Annotated in this window: 20 protein-coding genes; 11 read left to right on the forward strand and 9 right to left on the reverse strand. The window is 62.5% G+C overall.

Annotation, left to right across the window (positions count from 1 at the left end; genetic code table 11):
* Window positions 1-78: 78 nt before the first annotated feature.
* The 6 genes from SPHS8_RS12305 to SPHS8_RS12330 all read left to right on the forward strand — a co-directional run bounded on the left by SPHS8_RS12305 (window position 79) and on the right by SPHS8_RS12330 (window position 4,345).
* On the forward strand, window positions 79-825 hold the full coding sequence (locus SPHS8_RS12305; protein WP_201515767.1) for a TorF family putative porin: 747 nt from the start codon (window positions 79-81) through the stop codon (window positions 823-825).
* Between the two features lie 107 nt (window positions 826-932).
* Window positions 933-1,445 (forward strand): sterol desaturase family protein, encoded by a 513-nt coding sequence (locus SPHS8_RS12310; protein WP_201515768.1) that lies wholly within the window; start codon window positions 933-935, stop codon window positions 1,443-1,445.
* 47 nt (window positions 1,446-1,492) lie between these two features.
* Entirely contained in the window at window positions 1,493-2,122 is a 630-nt protein-coding gene (locus tag SPHS8_RS12315) for a nicotinate-nucleotide adenylyltransferase (protein WP_201515769.1), read from the forward strand.
* Between the two features lie 12 nt (window positions 2,123-2,134).
* The gene (rsfS, locus tag SPHS8_RS12320) at window positions 2,135-2,524 is read left to right on the forward strand and encodes a ribosome silencing factor (RefSeq protein ID WP_097092439.1); all 390 of its coding nucleotides are present in this window, start codon (window positions 2,135-2,137) and stop codon (window positions 2,522-2,524) included.
* Between the two features lie 80 nt (window positions 2,525-2,604).
* Window positions 2,605-3,027, forward strand: a complete 423-nt coding sequence (locus tag SPHS8_RS12325; protein ID WP_201515770.1) for a 23S rRNA (pseudouridine(1915)-N(3))-methyltransferase RlmH — start codon at window positions 2,605-2,607, stop codon at window positions 3,025-3,027.
* 82 nt (window positions 3,028-3,109) lie between these two features.
* The gene (locus SPHS8_RS12330; RefSeq protein WP_201515771.1) at window positions 3,110-4,345 is read left to right on the forward strand and encodes a murein hydrolase activator EnvC family protein; all 1,236 of its coding nucleotides are present in this window, start codon (window positions 3,110-3,112) and stop codon (window positions 4,343-4,345) included.
* Between the two features lie 143 nt (window positions 4,346-4,488).
* On the opposite strand, the gene SPHS8_RS12335 is transcribed toward SPHS8_RS12330, so the two are convergent.
* The 9 genes from SPHS8_RS12335 to coxB form a co-directional block, all read right to left on the reverse strand.
* Window positions 4,489-5,358, reverse strand: a complete 870-nt coding sequence (locus SPHS8_RS12335) for a class I SAM-dependent methyltransferase (protein WP_201515772.1) — start codon at window positions 5,356-5,358, stop codon at window positions 4,489-4,491.
* Complete coding sequence (gene thrC, locus SPHS8_RS12340; protein ID WP_201515773.1) at window positions 5,355-6,755, reverse strand: threonine synthase; 1,401 nt, start codon at window positions 6,753-6,755, stop codon at window positions 5,355-5,357. Before thrC ends, SPHS8_RS12335 begins: the two co-directional genes overlap by 4 nt.
* A gap of 44 nt (window positions 6,756-6,799) precedes the next feature.
* On the reverse strand, window positions 6,800-7,441 hold the full coding sequence (locus SPHS8_RS12345) for an SURF1 family protein (RefSeq protein ID WP_201515774.1): 642 nt from the start codon (window positions 7,439-7,441) through the stop codon (window positions 6,800-6,802).
* A 315-nt stretch (window positions 7,442-7,756) separates the two neighbouring features.
* The gene (locus tag SPHS8_RS12350) at window positions 7,757-8,587 is read right to left on the reverse strand and encodes a cytochrome c oxidase subunit 3 (RefSeq protein WP_097092445.1); all 831 of its coding nucleotides are present in this window, start codon (window positions 8,585-8,587) and stop codon (window positions 7,757-7,759) included.
* 43 nt (window positions 8,588-8,630) lie between these two features.
* A complete protein-coding gene (locus SPHS8_RS12355) occupies window positions 8,631-9,206 on the reverse strand; it encodes a cytochrome c oxidase assembly protein (RefSeq protein ID WP_097092446.1) in 576 nt (191 codons plus the stop codon).
* A complete protein-coding gene (locus tag SPHS8_RS20605; protein ID WP_255254778.1) occupies window positions 9,206-9,337 on the reverse strand; it encodes a hypothetical protein in 132 nt (43 codons plus the stop codon). The genes SPHS8_RS12355 and SPHS8_RS20605 overlap by 1 nt, the downstream gene beginning before the upstream one ends.
* Window positions 9,334-10,254 carry a heme o synthase gene (locus SPHS8_RS12360; RefSeq protein WP_201515928.1) on the reverse strand — a complete coding sequence of 307 codons (921 nt, stop codon included), beginning with the start codon at window positions 10,252-10,254 and terminating at the stop codon, window positions 9,334-9,336. The genes SPHS8_RS20605 and SPHS8_RS12360 overlap by 4 nt, the downstream gene beginning before the upstream one ends.
* Before the next feature lie 114 nt (window positions 10,255-10,368).
* Window positions 10,369-12,036: a cytochrome c oxidase subunit I gene (gene ctaD / locus SPHS8_RS12365; RefSeq protein WP_097092448.1), complete on the reverse strand. Its 1,668-nt coding sequence runs from the start codon at window positions 12,034-12,036 to the stop codon at window positions 10,369-10,371.
* A 17-nt stretch (window positions 12,037-12,053) separates the two neighbouring features.
* On the reverse strand, window positions 12,054-13,061 hold the full coding sequence (gene coxB, locus SPHS8_RS12370) for a cytochrome c oxidase subunit II (RefSeq protein WP_201515775.1): 1,008 nt from the start codon (window positions 13,059-13,061) through the stop codon (window positions 12,054-12,056).
* Between the two features lie 276 nt (window positions 13,062-13,337).
* On the opposite strand from coxB, the gene pyrE reads away from it, so the two are divergent.
* The 5 genes from pyrE (at window position 13,338) to SPHS8_RS12395 (ending at window position 17,092) form a co-directional block, all read left to right on the forward strand.
* A complete protein-coding gene (gene pyrE, locus SPHS8_RS12375) occupies window positions 13,338-13,919 on the forward strand; it encodes an orotate phosphoribosyltransferase (RefSeq protein ID WP_097092450.1) in 582 nt (193 codons plus the stop codon).
* A gap of 5 nt (window positions 13,920-13,924) precedes the next feature.
* Complete coding sequence (locus SPHS8_RS12380) at window positions 13,925-14,662, forward strand: pyridoxine 5'-phosphate synthase (protein ID WP_201515776.1); 738 nt, start codon at window positions 13,925-13,927, stop codon at window positions 14,660-14,662.
* Complete coding sequence (gene acpS, locus SPHS8_RS12385) at window positions 14,659-15,060, forward strand: holo-ACP synthase (RefSeq protein ID WP_097092452.1); 402 nt, start codon at window positions 14,659-14,661, stop codon at window positions 15,058-15,060. The genes SPHS8_RS12380 and acpS overlap by 4 nt, the downstream gene beginning before the upstream one ends.
* A 47-nt stretch (window positions 15,061-15,107) precedes the next feature.
* Complete coding sequence (gene lepB / locus SPHS8_RS12390) at window positions 15,108-15,989, forward strand: signal peptidase I (RefSeq protein ID WP_201515777.1); 882 nt, start codon at window positions 15,108-15,110, stop codon at window positions 15,987-15,989.
* Between the two features lie 68 nt (window positions 15,990-16,057).
* Window positions 16,058-17,092: an AI-2E family transporter gene (locus SPHS8_RS12395; RefSeq protein ID WP_443018576.1), complete on the forward strand. Its 1,035-nt coding sequence runs from the start codon at window positions 16,058-16,060 to the stop codon at window positions 17,090-17,092.

The following is a 17,092-nucleotide window of genomic DNA, read 5'->3' on the forward strand; positions in this document are numbered from 1 at the left end:
CCGGCCCATCGCGGGAATAGAGAATCCGGGATCCTGACGCAGGCGGGACCATCGCAGAACACCATCAAGGGGAATCTCATGCGTAAGTCCATTCTCGGCCTCTCGGCCGTCGCTCTCGCTGCTCTGTCCGTTCCGGCGCTTGCCCAGGACGAGCCCACGCCCGAACTCACCGTCACCGGCAATGCCGCCGTGGTCAGCGACTATCGCTTCCGTGGCATTTCGCAGACGGACAAGCGCTTTGCCCTGCAAGGCGGCATCACCGTTACCCATGAATCGGGCTTTTATGTCTCGACCTGGGGCTCTTCGATCGATGACTATGTTGCCGCTGGCAGCGACCAGGAACTCGACCTGATCGCAGGCTATTCCAGGACCTTCGGGGCCGCGACGGTCGATGTCGGCGTACTCTATTACTACTATCCCGGCTCGGGCGGCGCCAACACCGACTTCGTTGAGCCCTATGCCTCGATCAAGGGCACTTTCGGCCCGGCGACGGCGAAACTCAGCGCCGCCTACGCGCCCAAATCCCGCGCATTGTCCGTCGATGGCGGCCTGACTCGCGAAGACAATCTTTATGTCGCGGGCGATCTGGCAGCGAGCGTTCCCAATACGCCGCTGGGCGTTTCGGCGCATCTCGGCCACAGCTTTGGCCCAAGCTACCTGACCATCGGCGACGAATATACCGACTGGAGCATCGGCGCGACCTACACCTGGAGCCACCTGACCTTCGGCGTCAGCTATGTGGACACCGACAAGTCGCTCTACAGCCCCAGCGGCCGCAACGTCAGCAAGGCTGGCGTGGTGGGTTCGATCACCGCCTCATTCTGATTTCCGATCATCAGTGGGAAGGCCACGGTCCCGGCGGCCGTGGCCTTTTCCATCTTTGCAGTTTTACAGGCTCGCGCAGCTTTATCCGCGCGCTTATATAGGGCGCCATGTCCGCGCTCCTGCTGTTCCTGATCTTCTTCGCCACTGTCGCTGCGATGGAAGGCTTTGCCTATGTCATGCATCGCTGGGTGATGCACGGTCCGGGCTGGTTCCTCCATGCCAGCCACCATCGTCCCCGCACCGGGATGTGGGAAGCGAACGACCTTTATTTCGTGATCTTTGCGCTGCCTTCGATCCTGCTGCTGCTGGGCGGCGTTCAATGGGGCTGGGGCGATTGGGCCACCGCATGCGGCGCGGGGATCGCCGCCTATGGGCTTATCTATCTCGGCTTTCACGATATCCTCGTCCATCAGCGGATCGCCCATCGCCATGTCTCCCGCTCTCCCTATATGAAGCGGATCGTTCAGGCGCACCGGCTGCACCATGCAGTCGAAACCCGCGAGGGCTGCGTCAGCTTCGGTTTCCTGATTGCCCCCCGCCCGGAAGAGTTGAAACGGCAGTTGGCGCAAGAGGGCCGAAAGGGCGTTCGGAAAGCGCGGGCGCTCGTGGAAGCAGAGTGAGTAGTCTGCGCTTTTCCGCCTTGCCTATAATTTGCGTGGCCAACTGAATGGCGCGCATCGGCCTTCTGGGCGGTTCCTTCAATCCGGCGCATGGCGGCCATCGCGCGATTTCGATGTTCGCGGCGAAGGCATTGCGGCTGGATGAGGTCTGGTGGCTGGTCTCACCGGGCAATCCCCTGAAGCCGCGCGCGGGCATGGCGTCTCTCCCCGCGCGGCTCGCCCATGCCCGCGCTGCCGCTCGGAGAGCACCCATCCGCCCCACCGCGATCGAGCAAGCGCTTGGCACCCGCTATACCATCGATTCGCTTAAAGTGGTCAGGCAGCGCTTCGCCCGCAACCAATTCATCTGGTTGATGGGCGCGGATAATCTTGCACAGTTCGGCCAGTGGAAGGACTGGCGCGGTATCGCGCGACAGATGCCCATTGCCGTGATCGCCCGTCCCGGCTATGATAGCGTTGCCCGTGGCTCTGGGGCCATGGCCTGGCTGCGGCGTTTCGTCCGGCCCGCGCGCCAGAGTGCAGACTGGACGGATTGGAGACCGCCGGCGCTTGTGCTTCTGCGCTTTCGCCCTGATCCAAGATCGGCGACCCTGCTGCGGCAGGCGAAACCCCTCTGGCATCGCGAATATGAACATGCACGCGTGCGCGATCCGCTCACGCGCCGGTTGATTGTCTAGAATGGAGCATTTTTGACCAGACCTAATCCTGCCAACGACCCGGCCCATGATGCCGACAGCGTTGCCGCCCTGCACGACCTTGTCCTCAAATCGCTCGACGATGACCAGGCGCAGGAAACCATCTCCATCCCTCTTGAAGGCAAGAGCAGCATTGCCGACCATATGGTGATCGCCAGCGGGCGTTCATCCCGCCAGGTCGCGTCGATGGCGCAGAAGCTGGCCGAGCGCATCAAGCAGGCCACTGGCCGCTCGGCGCGGGTCGAGGGACTGCCGGTCGCCGACTGGGTGCTGATCGATGCGGGCGACGTGATCGTCCACCTGTTCCGGCCGGAAGTGCGCAGCTTCTACAATCTGGAACGGATGTGGGGCTTTGTCGACGCGCCGGTGGCTGGCACGGCCTGAAGGCGCGCGCCATCGGCTTCGTTTCGCCGATGCATGCAGACCTTCGACAAGCGCGCGCGGACTCGTTAGGAGCCTGATCCATGCTCCTCCACATCATCGCGCGCGGAAAGATCGGGCGTTCGGCCGAAGCGGAATTGGTCGAACGCTATGTGAAGCGGCTGACCATGCCGCATAAGATCACCGAACTGCCTGACCGCGGCGGCAAGCTGCCCTTTGCCCCGGCGGGTACAATCACCGTGCTGCTCGATGAAAAGGGCCGCCAGCTTACTTCCATGGACTTCGCCAAACGGCTGGAGGGCTGGCGTGATCAAGGGGCGCGCGAATGCCGATTCCTGATTGGCGCGGCAGATGGCTTTGATGATGAGGCCCGGGCAAGAGCCGACCTGCTGATCGCCTTTGGCGCCATGACCTGGCCCCACATGATGGCCCGCGCCATGCTGGCCGAACAATTGTGGCGCGCCTGTTCCATCCTTTCGGGCCACCCCTATCATCGCGAAGGCTGATGCCGCCACTGCTCGACAGGGATGGCCCTTTGCGCCTAATTATATGTAGCCGGTCGCCAACCGATCCGGCAGGGGGCAAGGGGTGAAAAGGTCAGCGGCCTTGGCAGCGGTTATCGGTAGCGCAGTGGTCTTCACCGCAGCGCGCCTGGCTGCTACGCCCGGAGCGGGCATCATCCTGAGCGGCACGGGCGAGACCAGCCTGCGCCAGGAACAGGCGGCGCTGAAAGCCGCGCGCATCCAATCCGAACAAGCCCGGGACCGTTCCCGGCGGCTTGAGCAACAGGCAACCGCCGCACGCGACGAGGCCGAACAGGCACGCCGCCGCGCCGCTGCCATGGCCGCGCGCATCCAGCAGGCTGAGGCCGATATTCAGGCAGCGCAGGCGCGCATCGCCATCATCTCCCGCATGCAACGCGCCCAGGCGGCGCGCCTCGCCGCCCGGCAGGAGCCGGTCGTCCGCCTGACGGCCGCCCTGCAGATGATGGCGCGGCGGCCGATCGCCCTTGCGCTTGTCCAGCCTGGGTCGCTGAATGACGCCGTCCACATGCGCGCCGTTCTCGGCCAGATCCTGCCTGTCATCCAGGAACGAACCGCTGGCTTGCGCGCCGAGCTGGAGCGCAGCCGTGCCCTGCGCGCCACCGCCGAACAAGCGACCGCATCACTGGCGCAGAGCCAGGCAGACCTACGCACGGGCCAAGCCGCCTTGCGGACGCTCGAAGCGCAAAAGCGGCTAGCGGAGAAGGACTACCGCTCCAACGCCAATCTGGAGAGCGATCGTGCTTTGGCGCTGGGCGAGCGCGCGCGCGACATCGTCGACCTGATGGACCGGCTCCAGGCTGCGGGCGACCTGCGCGAGGAATTGGCGGCGCTCCCCGGCCCGCTGCTGCGGCCAGCACGGCCGGACCTCGCCATGGCATCTTCGCCCGCCCGGCAGCGCGATCCCGGAGGGCCGCCGCCCTATCGCCTACCGGTCATGGGTCAACTCGTCACGGGCATGGGGGAATTGTCGGAAAGCGGCGTGCGGTCGCGCGGTCTTACCATCGCCACCCAATCCGGCGCGCTTGCCGTCGCCCCAACGGCGGGACGCGTGGTCTTTGCAGGGCCTTATCGAGGCTATGGCCAGATCATCATCCTTGATCATGGCGGCGGCTGGACGACGCTGATCACTGGCTTGCAGCGCCTCTCCGCCGCAGTGGGCGACAGCGTGCGGCAGGGTGATCCACTGGGCAACGCTGCCAGTCGCCGCCCGAGCATCACCGTCGAACTGCGCCGCAATGGCCGCCCTGTCGATATCGTGCCGCTGGTCGGGCTTGGCTGAGGCCCCTTCATCCGCCTCAATTTGAAGCAGAGCGCGACCCATCCGAATCACTTAATCCATTCGGGCTCAGCTTGTCGAAGCCCCCTTCTTGTAAAGAGTCGAGCCTCTCACGGTGAACGCCATTAAATCCAAAGCGCGCACCCCTAACGCCGCCAGCGCGCCCAAATAGCCGTGGGCAGCTCCAACCCTCTCGCCTCTTCGCGCACCGCCAATTCGCCCGCTTCCACCGCACCCGGAAGGTCGGCAAAGGCCTGCTTCAGTAACTCCCCGATCGCCAAAGCAGACATGCGCACGGCATAGACGGTCAGGAACAGGAACCGGCTGTCGGCGTCCAGCAGGCGGCGGCAATCCGCGATCAACCGGGGCAGATCCTCTTCCAGCCTCCAGACTTCGCCATCCGGCCCACGGCCATATTTGGGCGGGTCGAGCAATATGCCGTCATAGCGCCGCCCCCGCCGGACCTCGCGGGCCACGAACTTGGCGGCATCGTCGACGATCCAGCGAACCGGGCGGTCTTCCATTCCCGACGCGGCGGCGTTGGACCGCGCCTGGGCGACCGATTTCTTCGATGCATCGACATGCACCATCTGCGCCCCGGTCGCCGACATCGCCAAGGTGCCGACGCCGGTATAGCCGAACAGGTTCATGATCTGCGGCTGATCCAGCCCGGCTGTCTGCTCGCGCATCCAGTTCCACACCGGCGCCATGTCGGGAAAGAAGCCAAGGTGCCGGAAGGGCGTGCAACTCGCCTGGAACGTCACGTCGTTCCAGCTGAGCGGCCAACCTTCGGCAGGCACCGGCCGATCATAGAACCAACGGCCGCCGCCTTCTTCGTCTGATCCCGGCACGAATTCGCCATCGGCTTGCCAGTCGGCACTCGCGGGGGCCCACATCGCCTGCGGCTCGGGCCGGATGAAGCGATAGCGACCATAGCGCTCAAGCTTGCGGCGATGACCCGAATCGATCAGGCCATAGTCCGCCCACGGCTCGCCTATGAGCGTGTCGAGCTTCATGCTCGCGGCGTAGCGCGCTCCGCGACATAGGCGGTGATCGCCTCAAAGGTCGCGGGCAGCTTGGCATAGGCCTCCTCACGGGCGAACAGGTCACCCATGCGCGTAGGCAGAGGCGGACGAAGCCCGGTGGCACGCTCCACGGCCTCCCGGAACTTGGCGGGATGTGCCGTCGCAAGCGTGACGATCGGCACGCCTGCCTCCACCTCCATCCCCCGCGCGGCGGCCAGGCCGACGGCGGTATGAGGGTCGATGACCTGACCAGCGCCATCAAAGGCCCAGCGAATGGCCATGTTCATCGCGTCCCCATCGACGCGCGCCGAAGAGAACAGCTTCGCCGCTCCGGCTCTCTGCGCGTTGGTAAGGCGCATCGCCCGGCTCGTTTCGAACCCTTTCATCTGTTCGGCCAGGGCTGAGCCGCCGCGCCCGCCGGCATCGAACAGCAGGCGCTCGAAGTTCGAACTGATCTGGATATCCATGCTGGGCGTGGACGTCTGAACGACCTGGCCCTGGCTATAGTCACCGTCGGCCAGCGCGCGGTGCAGAATGTCGTTCACATTGGTCGCGACCATCAGCTTGGCAACCGGAAGACCCATCTGCGCCGCGACATAGCCCGCGAACACATCGCCGAAATTGCCGGTGGGCACGGAAAAGGCGACCTGCCGCTCCGGCGCCCCCAGCCTTACGGCGGCGTAGAAATAATAGACCACCTGGGCCATCAACCGCGCCCAGTTGATGCTGTTCACCGCCGACAGGTTGAACTTCGTCGAGAAGGCCGGATCGTTGAACATCGCCTTCACGAGCGCCTGCGCATCGTCGAAGCTGCCTTCGATCGCGATGTTATGAACGTTCGGCGCGCGCACTGTGGTCATCTGGCGGCGCTGCACGTCAGATACGCGGCCTTCCGGATGCAGCATGAAGATGTCGATCTTCTCACGCCCGGCAACGGCGTCGATCGCGGCAGAGCCGGTGTCGCCCGAGGTTGCGCCGACAATCGTCAGATGATCGTCGCGGCGGGACAGGAACCGCTCGAACAACTGCCCCAGCAGTTGCAGCGCGACATCCTTGAAAGCCAGGGTCGGCCCGTGGAACAGTTCCAGCAGCCAATGCTGATGATCCAACTGCACCAACGGCGTAACCGCCTTATGGCTGAAACGGCCATAGGCGGCGGTGCACAGCTCGCGCAGTTCGTCTTCGCTGAGCGAGCCGGCGACATAGGGCGCCATGACGCGCACAGCCGTCTCGACATAGGAAAGGCCAGCGAGCGCCCTTATGTCCGCTTCCGAAAAGCGCGGCCAGCTTTCCGGAACATAGAGGCCGCCATCGGACGCCAGCCCAGCCAGCGTCACATCCTCGAAACCCAGCGCAGGCGCGCTTCCCCTGGTGCTCACATATTGCATGATGGGGAAGCGCGGTAACGGGCCCGGGGCCCGGGAGCAAGCCTTTACGAAGGATCGGGCGGCGGAGTGGGCCGCCGGCGGAGGGCAAGCACATAGATAATCACCGCGACGGCGGCGAAGAAGAACCATTGGATCGCGTAGGCCAGATGATTGTTCGGGACATCCTTGACGCTTGGCGGAGCGATCGGCTTCAGGCCTTGCGGCGCACTCCCGGCAATCAGCATCGGGCGCAGCGGCAAGGCGTTGGCGGTGAAACGTGACAGCAATGTGCGGTGGTCCCGCTCCTCCGATATCCAGCCTTTGACTTGCCCGCCGCTCCAATCGGGCTTCAGGTCCGGCTGCTTGGCGACGCCCAGGGCGACGAGCGCTCCCGGGCCCTCTGCTCCTGTCGAACATTGCGCGATATAGCGATAGCCGACCGATCCATCGGCCGCCCGGCCCGCTTCGGTCTGCCAGCCCACGACAGTCAGGCAGTGAAGGGATGACCGCCGAAAGAGCAGTTCGACGGGAACAGGCGCCATTTGCGGGAAGCTGACGGTCGGCTTGGTTGGATTGGACGATGCAAGGGCCAGCATCGCTTCTTTCTCGCCGCGGCGCTGCAATTGCCAGATGCCAAGACCGATCATGACCAGCACGGCGCCCGCGACGATGATGCTGGCGAAAAGAGGGATGCGGCGCGAGGTCATAATGTTGGACACTCCCAAAACCTCGACCTTGCCCAAAACCCCCATAGGAAGAGCGAAGCGAGAGACGAATGTGTTCGACCGGCTACCCGCCAGCAGCTCGCCTGCGGCATGGTTTGTTCGACCAGCGCCAATGGGAGAGCTTTTCGTACAGCAACTCCGCACACAGAAGACATCTGGCCCCAAAGCCGAGGCAGGCAAGATGGAGCGGGCGGAGCGGAGCCGGAGGGAAGCATAAGGGTAGGCATAATTATCTTCCGCCCAAAAGAAAACGGCCGGGTGATACCGGCCGTTCGCTTGATGAATAAGGTGCAGTCCTTAGCCGCCGTGCATCGGAGCGCCCCAGCCGCCCCATACATAGATGGCGACGAACAGGAACAGCCACACCACGTCGACGAAGTGCCAGTACCAGGCCGCAGCCTCGAAGCCGAAATGCTGACGCGGGGTGAAGTGGCCCTTATAGGCGCGCACGAGATTGACGATCAGGAAGATCGTCCCGACCAGAACGTGGAAGCCGTGGAAGCCGGTCGCCATGTAGAAGGCCGAGCTATAGGGGCTGCCGCCGAACGGGAACGGGGCATGGGCATATTCATAGGCCTGGATCGAGGAGAACAGCAGGCCAAGAATAACGGTCAACCACAGCCCCTTCTTAAGGCCTTCACGGTCGCCGTGGATCAGCGCGTGGTGCGCCCAGGTCACGGTCGTGCCCGAGCAGAGCAGGATCAGCGTATTGAGCAAGGGCAGCTCGAACGCGTTCATCACCTCGATGCCCTTGGACGGGAACATCCCTTCGATCGGCGCGAGCTGGCTCGGGAACAGCGAGAAGTCGAAGAAGGCCCAGAACCAGCCGACGAAAAACATGACTTCCGAAGCGATGAACAGGATCATGCCATAGCGCAGGTGCAGCTGCACGACCGGCGTATGGTCACCGGCATGCGCTTCCGCGATAACATTGGCCCACCAGCTGTACATGGTGAACAGCACGCCCGCGACGCCGATCAGGAATACCCATCCGCCACCAGCAGGCATGGCGTCGGGGTGCATCCACATGATCGCGCCCATCGCCATGACCAGCGCCGACATAGAACCGAATAGTGGCCAGATGCTGGGCGGTAGAATATGATAATCGTGCTGCTTGGCGCCTGCCATGACGTACTCTTCCCTGTTCGCGTTCGCGTTATCGTGGATTGCCTTAGCTCGGCTTCTTGTCCTGCTCAACAGGATAGAAGGTGTAGCTCAGCGTAATTTCCTGCGTGTCTCTATTGTCGGGATCATTCAGGATTTTCGGATCGACATAATAAATAACCGGCATGCGCACCTGCTCACCCGGCTGCAAAGTTTGCTGGGTAAAGCAGAAGCACTGGATTTTCGTGAAGTAAGCGCCAGCCTGCGTAGGCGTCACGTTGAAGCTGGCCGTGCCGGTGACGGGCTTGTCCGACATGTTCTTCGCGATGAAGATCGCCATGTCGCGCGCGCCCACGGTGACGGTATCGGTGCGATGCTCAGGATAGAATTTCCAAGGCATGCCGGGTTGAACATTGGAGTCGAAGCGGATTGAGAATGTGTGACCGGCAACCGGCTGCAACTTGACATCAGCGGCTGCTCGCTGGGTCGTGCCACCAAAGCCTGTCTGCTGGCAGAATATCCGGTACAGTGGAACCGAAGCGAACCCGAGTCCCAGCATAGCCAATCCCACCCCGGCCATCACGACCAGTGTACGCCGGTTACGCCGGTCGCGATCGAATGGCGAGGGCGGCAGACTGGCCATCAATGCCCTCCGCCGATTTTCACAATCGTGATCGCGTAAAAGAGAATCACAAGCGCGGCCAGCAGTAGCCCCGTCACAAGGGCACGCGACTTCTGTCGGCTGCGGACCTGCTTTTCCTCTTCAGGCGTCATGCGAACACCCAACGATCAACGACGACCGCGCCGAACAGCGCAAACAGGTAAAGGATCGAATATTTGAACAGCCGCCGTTCGGGTCCCATCCGGCTGGGGTCTGTTTCACGACGCCGAAACACGTCAAACGCAAATATCACGAACAAACCCGTCCCCAGCAGCGCCGTGAGCCCGTAGATCAAACCAGTAAGGCGCAGCAGAACTGGCGCCATAGCCGCAGCCGCCATGATAGCTGTGTAGAACCAGATTTGCCGACGCGTTGCGACCTCGCCGGATACCACCGGCAGCATCGGAATATTGGCAGCGGAGTAATCGGTCTTCACAAACAGCGCGAGAGCCCAGAAGTGCGGCGGCGTCCAGAAGAAGGTGAGCATGAAGAGCGCGACCGGCAGCGCGCCCACATCACCCGTTACCGCCGCCCAACCGATCACCGGAGGAAAGGCGCCAGCAGCGCCGCCGATCACGATGTTCTGGGCGGTCCGAGGCTTCAGCCAAATGGTATAGATAAAAACATAGTAGAGGATCGACACGGCCAGAATGGAAGCCGCGAGCCAGTTGGTCGCCACACCCATCAGCAGAACCGAAAAGAATGAGAGGCCGACGCCGAAGTGAAGCGCCGATTGGCGATCCATCCGTCCGGCAGGTAACGGCCTGTTCGCAGTCCTCTTCATCTTGGCGTCAATGTCCGCCTCATACCATTGGTTGAGGCTGGCGGCCGCTCCCGCTCCGAGCGCAATGCAAAGAATAGCCGTGAAGGCCAATACGGGGTGAATATGGCCCGGCGCAGCAAGGAGTCCGCACAGGCCCGTGAAGACCACCAAGGTCATTACACGCGGCTTGGTCAACGCGATGAAATCCCGCCAATGTGCAGGCATCGTGGAAGCGGCGCTCCCGGTCATGAACGGCGAACTTGCCATATGCTCCTCATGCGGCAGCCCGGCGCCATCAGGGGCGCCGGGACTGCTAACTTTGGGCCTGCGATCTTTATCGCTACCCGGCATCCTACTGGATGCTTTCCTTCTGACCAGCCGTCAGTCGATGACCGGCAGCGTTTCGAACTGGTGGAACGGCGGCGGGCTGGGCAACGTCCATTCCAGCGTCGTTGCACCTTCACCCCATGGATTGCCTTCCGCTTTCTTACCGAATGCAAGCGACCAGAAGACGTTCACGAAGAATATCAGCACGCCCACCGCCATGATCTCATATCCATGGCTCGCCACGCTGTTCCAGTAGGCAAATGCCTCCGGATAGTCAGGATAGCGGCGGGGCATGCCCGACAGGCCAAGGAAGTGCATCGGGAAGAACAGCAGGTTCACGCCGACGAAGAACACCCAGAAGTGCAAGTGCCCCAGGAATTCGCTGTACATGCGGCCCGACATCTTCGGGAACCAGTAGTAGAAGCCAGCGAAGAGACCGAAGACGGCACCCAGCGAAAGCACATAGTGGAAATGAGCCACGACGTAGTAGGTGTCATGCAGCACGTCATCGACACCACCATTCGCGAGGACCACGCCCGTGACGCCGCCCACGGTGAACAGGAAGATGAAGCCCAAAGCCCAAACCATCGGAGTCTTGTAGCTGATCGAACCGCCCCAGATCGTCGCGATCCAGGAGAATATCTTGATGCCCGTAGGCACCGCAATCACCATGGTTGCGGCAGTGAAGTACATCTTCACGTTCACCGACATGCCGGTGGTGAACATGTGGTGCGCCCACACGACGAACCCGACGACGCCGATCGCGACCATGGCATATGCCATGCCCAGATAACCGAACACCGGCTTGCGGCTGAAGGTCGAAACGATCTGACTGATGATGCCGAAGCCCGGCAAGATCATGATGTACACTTCGGGGTGGCCGAAGAACCAGAACAGATGCTGGTAGAGCTCCGGATCGCCACCGCCGGCAGCATCATAGAAAGTCGTGCCGAAGTTGCGATCGGTCAGCAGCATGGTGATCGCAGCAGCCAGAACCGGCAGCGCGAGCAGCAAAAGGAAAGCGGTGACCAGCACCGACCATACGAACAGCGGCATCTTGTGCAGGGTCATGCCCGGCGCGCGCATGTTTAGGATGGTGGTGATGAAGTTGACCGCGCCCAGGATGGAGCTGGCGCCCGCGATGTGGAGCGACAAGATGGCCATGTCCACGGCAGGGCCTGCAGAGCCGCTCGTCGAAAGCGGAGCATAGACGGTCCAGCCCGTACCCGCACCGTTGCCCGTACCGCCGGGCACAAAGGTCGAACCAAGCAGCAGCGCAAAGGCGGGGATCAGCAGCCAGAAACTGATGTTGTTCATGCGCGGGAAGGCCATGTCCGGCGCGCCGATCATGATCGGCACGAACCAGTTGCCGAAGCCGCCGATGATTGCAGGCATAACCATGAAGAAAACCATGATTAGACCGTGCGCGGTGATCAGCACGTTCCAGAGGTGATAGGCCTGGTCGAGCGTGGCCGAAGGGCCATCGGTCATCTGGGCCCAAGTATGAAGATACTGGATGCCCGGTTGAGCCAGTTCGGCCCGCATCAGGCCTGAAATCGCGCCGCCGATCACGCCGGCGAGGATCGCGAAGATCAGGTAGAGAGTGCCGATGTCCTTGTGGTTCGTCGACATGAACCAGCGCTGGAAGAAGGCTGGCTTGTGATCGGCGTCATGATGATCATGAGCATGATCGCCGTGATGATCTGCAGTAATCGTGGTCATGGCGTTATGCCCTTACATCAAAGCTTTTCGGCGGGGGCGGCGTCAGGTGCTGCCGGAACAGCAGCGGCGGGAGCCGCCGGGGCAGCACCTTGCAGCTTGCCACCCTGCGAGAGGACCCACTGGTCGAACTGGGCGGGAGGCAGCGCCTCGATCGCGATCGGCATGAAGGCGTGACGCGCGCCGCACAGTTCGGAACATTGGCCGTAATAGACACCCGGCTTCTCAATGGTGAAGGTCTTCTCATTGAGACGGCCCGGCACAGCGTCCATCTTCACCCAGAGCGAAGGCACGGCGAAGGCATGGATCACGTCGGCGCCGGTGATGATCAGCTTGATCGGGCGGCCAGCGGGAAGAACCAAGCGGGTATCGGACGCCAGCAGATAGGGCTCGCCATTCGCCTCGGCCTTTTCCTTGGGCAGCATGTTCGAGACGAATTCGGGGATGCCGTTGTCGGGATATTCATAGCCCCAGTACCACTGGTAGCCAGTTACCTTCACCGTGACCGCATCCTTGGGAGCAGGCTTGTACTGATCGGCCAGCAAGCCAATCGAGGGCACCGCGATCACCAGGAGGATGATGACGGGGACCACGGTCCAGAGCACCTCGATCAAGGCGTTATGCGACGTCTTGGACGGCACCGGATTGGCGCTGCGGCGGAATCGCACCATGACATAGATCATCAGGAGCAGGACGAAGACCGAGATGATCGTGATGAGCGGCAGGAGCAGCACGTCATGCAACCAACGGGCGGTGTGGCCAGTCGGGCTGAACTGTTCCTGCAAGGTGATTTCACCCGGACGCGGCATGCCGATGCCTTCGGTCGGCTTCATCCGGGCAGGCGCGGCTACCTTCGCAGCTTCGGCAGCGGGGGCCGCAGCGTTGCCAGCCGATTCGGCCGGGGCGGCAGCATTGTCCGCAGCGGCAGCGACGGCAGAATTATCCTGCGCCAGCGCCTGACTGTTCAACGCCGATGCAGGCGCAAAGGCCAGCAACCCGGCGAGAACGAGCGATTTCACCATTTTCATAAGCGTCTTCTTACCCCGTAACCCCTTGGCGCCGCTGCAACGAAGGCGCGCGCATACACGTCCCCCTCCGCCCGGTCGGTCTGCCGCGGCTTATAGGCATGCTTTTTTCCTGCCTCAAGCGGGCAGGAGCAGATTTTCTTCGCTGTTGCAACGCCCCGGCCGTCCGCCTATCTCGCACCTCGCGCACAGGGGCGCGATCATGGTTACCCATGTTAAAAGATATGTGCCGGACGGCCCGAAGCGGCCGGGGCAAATGCTGATGGATCGATAAACCGGATGACCGACGAGGAAGTACTGGCAGAATTCAGGGCGGCAGGAGCCTTGCTGGAAGGGCATTTCATCCTGTCCTCGGGCCGCCGCAGCGCCAATTACCTGCAATGCGCGCGCGTATTGATGAACGCCGAGCGCGCAGGCCGCCTCGCCCGGGCCGTCGTGCAGCAGCTGCCGCGTGAAATGCGGCAGGAGATCGACCTTGTCGTTTCCCCGGCGATGGGCGGCCTTATCATCGGCCATGAAGTAGGCCGCGCGCTTGATAAGGATGCCGTCTTTCTCGAAAGGCCGGAAGGCACGTTTGAACTGCGGCGGGGCTTCAGCATCACGCCGGGCCAGAAGGTGCTGATGGTAGAGGACGTCGTGACCACCGGCCTGTCGTCGCGCCAGGCGATTGAAGCCGTGGAAGCCGAAGGCGGTATCGTGGTCGCGGAAGTCGCGCTGGTCGATCGATCCGCAGGTGAAGTGGACCTGGGCGTTCCATTCTACCCGCTCGTCAGCATCAACTTCCCGGTCTATGAAGCCGAGGATGTGCCGCCCGAACTGGCGGCCATTCCCGCAATCAAGCCCGGAAGCCGGAAACAATAGGCATCATGCAGCAAGCCCCCGCCCACCTGCGCCTGGGTGTCAACATCGACCATGTTGCCACCATCCGGAACGCGCGGGGGGGAGAGCATCCAGACCCGGTCAAGGCTGCGCTGCTGGCCGTGAAGGCGGGTGCAGACGGCATAACGGCCCATCTTCGCGAGGACCGTCGGCACATAAGGGACGAGGACATCGCCACTTTGATGGCGGCGCTTACCGTGCCGCTCAACCTGGAGATGGCGGCGACGCAGGAGATGCTGGGCATTGCGCTCAAGCATCGCCCGCATGCCGCATGTATCGTGCCGGAAAAGCGCGAAGAGCGGACGACCGAAGGCGGTCTGGACGCGGCGGGCCAGATCGAGATGCTGAGGCCGATCGTCGGAGCGCTGGGCGACGCCGGGATACGCGTCAGCCTTTTCATCGAACCTGATCCGGCCCAGATCGAAGCGGCGATGCGCCTTGGCGCGCCAGTCGTTGAGTTTCACACGGGTCGCTATGCCCATCTGTCGGGATCAGAGCGCGCCGACGAGTTGCGGCGCCTGGCGGACGCTGCGGCATTGGCGGCCAAGAACGGGATCGAACCCCATGCCGGCCACGGTCTGACTTTCGACAATGTCGGCCCCGTGGCGGCGATTCCGCAAGTCGCCGAACTCAACATCGGCCACTTCCTCATCGGCGAGGCGATATTCAGCGGGCTGGAGAGCAGCATCCGAGAAATGCGGCGGCAGATGGACTTGGTGCGTTGATCATCGGCCTCGGCTCTGACCTCTGCAATATAGAGCGTATCCAGAATTCGCTGGATCGGTTCGGAGCGCGGTTCGAACAGCGGGTCTTCACCGAGGTTGAACGGGCCAAGGCGGACCGGCGGCCCTTCACCAAGGCTGGGACGCTGGCAAAACGGTTCGCTGCGAAAGAGGCCTTCTCCAAAGCCGTTGGCACTGGTTTCAACCGTGGCGTGTTCATGAAGGATATCGGCGTCGTCAATCGCGCAGGCGGCGCGCCCACGTTGGAGCTTACCGGGGGCGCGCTTCTACGATTGCAGGCGATGATGCCCGATGGTCACAAGCCGGTCATTCACCTGACGCTAACCGATGATCATCCATGGGCGCAGGCATTCGTCATCATTGAGGCCCTACCCCAGTGACGGCTATCCCGCCACTATCCGAAACGCCCACCACAACGGCAGCCCCCATGAGCGATAACGACCCGCTTGCCACAGAAGAACCAGCGGCGGCATCGCCGGTACGGACGGACAGGAGTTCCGTCGATTGGTGGCATGAGGTGAAGAGCATCGGGCTTTTGATCCTGGCGGTGCTGGCCTTTCACAGCTTCGTCGCCAAGCCTTTCTACATTCCCAGCGAGTCGATGATGCCTGTGCTGCTAAAGGGCGACAGGCTTGTGGTCAGCAAATTCCCTTACGGCTGGTCCTATGTTTCGCCGAGCTTCCACCCCCTGCCCTTCTTGAAAGGCCGGATTTTCGGCCGATTGCCCGACCGTGGCGACATCGTCATCGTGTCGCCGCACAATCGGCGCGAGGATTACATCAAGCGCGTGATCGGCCTGCCGGGTGACATTATCGAGGTGCGGGGCGGACAGGTGATATTGAACGGCGTCGCGGTGCCGCAGAAGGCGATCAAGCCGATCCTGATCCCGATCGATGGCAATGCCCCTTGCTCCCCCACCCAGTTTCCCGGAGCGCGCACGACAGGTGCGGACGGGCGGGACTATTGCCAGTTGCCCGTGCGGCAAGAGACTTTGCCCAACGGCAAAAGCTATCTGACGATCGACATGGGACCCAGCGCGCTGGATTGGTATGGTCCGGTGCGCGTGCCACGAAATCATGTGTTCCTGATGGGCGATAACCGGGACAACAGCGCCGACAGCCGCGCCCCGCTTGAGGAAAATGGGCTCGGCGGTCCTGTGCCCTGGGAAGCGATCGGCGGACGCGCGGAGTTCATCACCTTCTCGCTGGACGGTGATTCCAGCTGGGATCCCATGACCTGGGTCCACGGTTTCCGCAGCGGTCGCGCAGGGAACAGCTTGCGCCCGGAGAGCGTTGCACCCCCGAAATAATGTATTCGCAAAGGGGCTGGTGATTGAGCGGGAAAAACGTCCACATCGAGGAGCCAGGCCCAAGCGAGTTGCGCAGCCCGCTTGTCCAGCATGAGATAAAGCGGGCTGGCGTGTGGATCGCCATGGCCGTGGCGGTCGCACTCGTTGTCTTGCTGGCACAACCGATCATGCTGATACTGGGCGCGCTGGTGCTGACGACGATGATGGACGGAGGCACGCGCCTGCTCGGCCGGGTATTGCCGATTGGCCGCGGCTGGCGGCTGGCGATCGTGCTCCTCTCCGCACTGCTGTTCATGGGCTATACCTTCTACCTGACCGGAGCGAGCCTGGCGGCACAGGCGCAAGCCATGCGCACGATCGTGGAAGCACAGGTGACGCGCATCGGCGGCTGGATGCAGCAATTGGGTGTCACCACCACGCCTGATGACTTCAAGAGCCTGGCGACGCAGGCATTCAGTTCGATCGGCCGGGTGACCGCCGCCGTCAGCACGATGATGGGTGCGGTGACGAGCGGGGTCATGATGCTGGTGCTGGCCATCTTCATCGCCGTTGATCCGCGATTGTACGAACGAGGCGTCGCCTGGATGCTCCCCATGAACAGCAGAGTCAGCTTCTACAATGTCGCGGACAAGATGGGCTGGACGTTGCGCCGCCTGATGTTCGGGCGGCTGATCGGCATGGCTGTCGAGGGCGTGGGAACATGGCTGCTTCTGCTTGCCGGGGGCGTGCCGATGGCGGGGCTTCTCGGCATTCTGACGGGGCTCTTTGCCTTTCTACCGAATATTGGGTCGATCATTTCAGGCGTATTGATCGTGCTCGTCGGCTTTTCGGCGGGCGTGGATGCGGGCCTCTATGCATTCGGCGTTTATCTGGTGGTGCAGATCGTGGACGGCTATCTGATCGTCCCGATGGTGGCCAAGCGCGCCACCGATCTGGCGCCCGCACTGGTTCTTGCCGCGCAGATCATATTCGGCGCCTTGTTTGGCATTTTGGGCCTGTTCCTGGCCGACCCGATCATCGCGATGATCAAGGTTTACCTGGAGGAGCGGTCCAAAGCGATCAATGACAGCGATGACGCCAAGGCGATCATCGTCGCTGAATGA

The sequence above is a fragment of the Sphingobium sp. S6 genome, assembly GCF_905120495.1.
Lineage (GTDB): Bacteria > Pseudomonadota > Alphaproteobacteria > Sphingomonadales > Sphingomonadaceae > Sphingobium > Sphingobium agri.

What these genes read in the sequence shown, in the direction of transcription:
- SPHS8_RS12305 (WP_201515767.1), top strand. Translation starts at nt 79, where the DNA reads ATGCGTAAGTCCATTCTCGGCCTCTCGGCCGTCGCTCTCGCTGCTCTG.
- SPHS8_RS12310 (WP_201515768.1), top strand. Translation starts at nt 933, where the DNA reads ATGTCCGCGCTCCTGCTGTTCCTGATCTTCTTCGCCACTGTCGCTGCG.
- SPHS8_RS12315 (WP_201515769.1), top strand. Translation starts at nt 1,493, where the DNA reads ATGGCGCGCATCGGCCTTCTGGGCGGTTCCTTCAATCCGGCGCATGGC.
- SPHS8_RS12325 (WP_201515770.1), top strand. Translation starts at nt 2,605, where the DNA reads ATGCTCCTCCACATCATCGCGCGCGGAAAGATCGGGCGTTCGGCCGAA.
- SPHS8_RS12335 (WP_201515772.1), bottom strand. Translation starts at nt 5,358, where the DNA reads ATGAAGCTCGACACGCTCATAGGCGAGCCGTGGGCGGACTATGGCCTG.
- thrC (WP_201515773.1), bottom strand. Translation starts at nt 6,755, where the DNA reads ATGCAATATGTGAGCACCAGGGGAAGCGCGCCTGCGCTGGGTTTCGAG.
- SPHS8_RS12345 (WP_201515774.1), bottom strand. Translation starts at nt 7,441, where the DNA reads ATGACCTCGCGCCGCATCCCTCTTTTCGCCAGCATCATCGTCGCGGGC.
- SPHS8_RS12350 (WP_097092445.1), bottom strand. Translation starts at nt 8,587, where the DNA reads ATGGCAGGCGCCAAGCAGCACGATTATCATATTCTACCGCCCAGCATC.
- SPHS8_RS12355 (WP_097092446.1), bottom strand. Translation starts at nt 9,206, where the DNA reads ATGGCCAGTCTGCCGCCCTCGCCATTCGATCGCGACCGGCGTAACCGG.
- SPHS8_RS20605 (WP_255254778.1), bottom strand. Translation starts at nt 9,337, where the DNA reads ATGACGCCTGAAGAGGAAAAGCAGGTCCGCAGCCGACAGAAGTCGCGT.
- SPHS8_RS12360 (WP_201515928.1), bottom strand. Translation starts at nt 10,254, where the DNA reads ATGGCAAGTTCGCCGTTCATGACCGGGAGCGCCGCTTCCACGATGCCT.
- ctaD (WP_097092448.1), bottom strand. Translation starts at nt 12,036, where the DNA reads ATGACCACGATTACTGCAGATCATCACGGCGATCATGCTCATGATCAT.
- coxB (WP_201515775.1), bottom strand. Translation starts at nt 13,061, where the DNA reads ATGAAAATGGTGAAATCGCTCGTTCTCGCCGGGTTGCTGGCCTTTGCG.
- pyrE (WP_097092450.1), top strand. Translation starts at nt 13,338, where the DNA reads ATGACCGACGAGGAAGTACTGGCAGAATTCAGGGCGGCAGGAGCCTTG.
- SPHS8_RS12380 (WP_201515776.1), top strand. Translation starts at nt 13,925, where the DNA reads ATGCAGCAAGCCCCCGCCCACCTGCGCCTGGGTGTCAACATCGACCAT.
- lepB (WP_201515777.1), top strand. Translation starts at nt 15,108, where the DNA reads ATGAGCGATAACGACCCGCTTGCCACAGAAGAACCAGCGGCGGCATCG.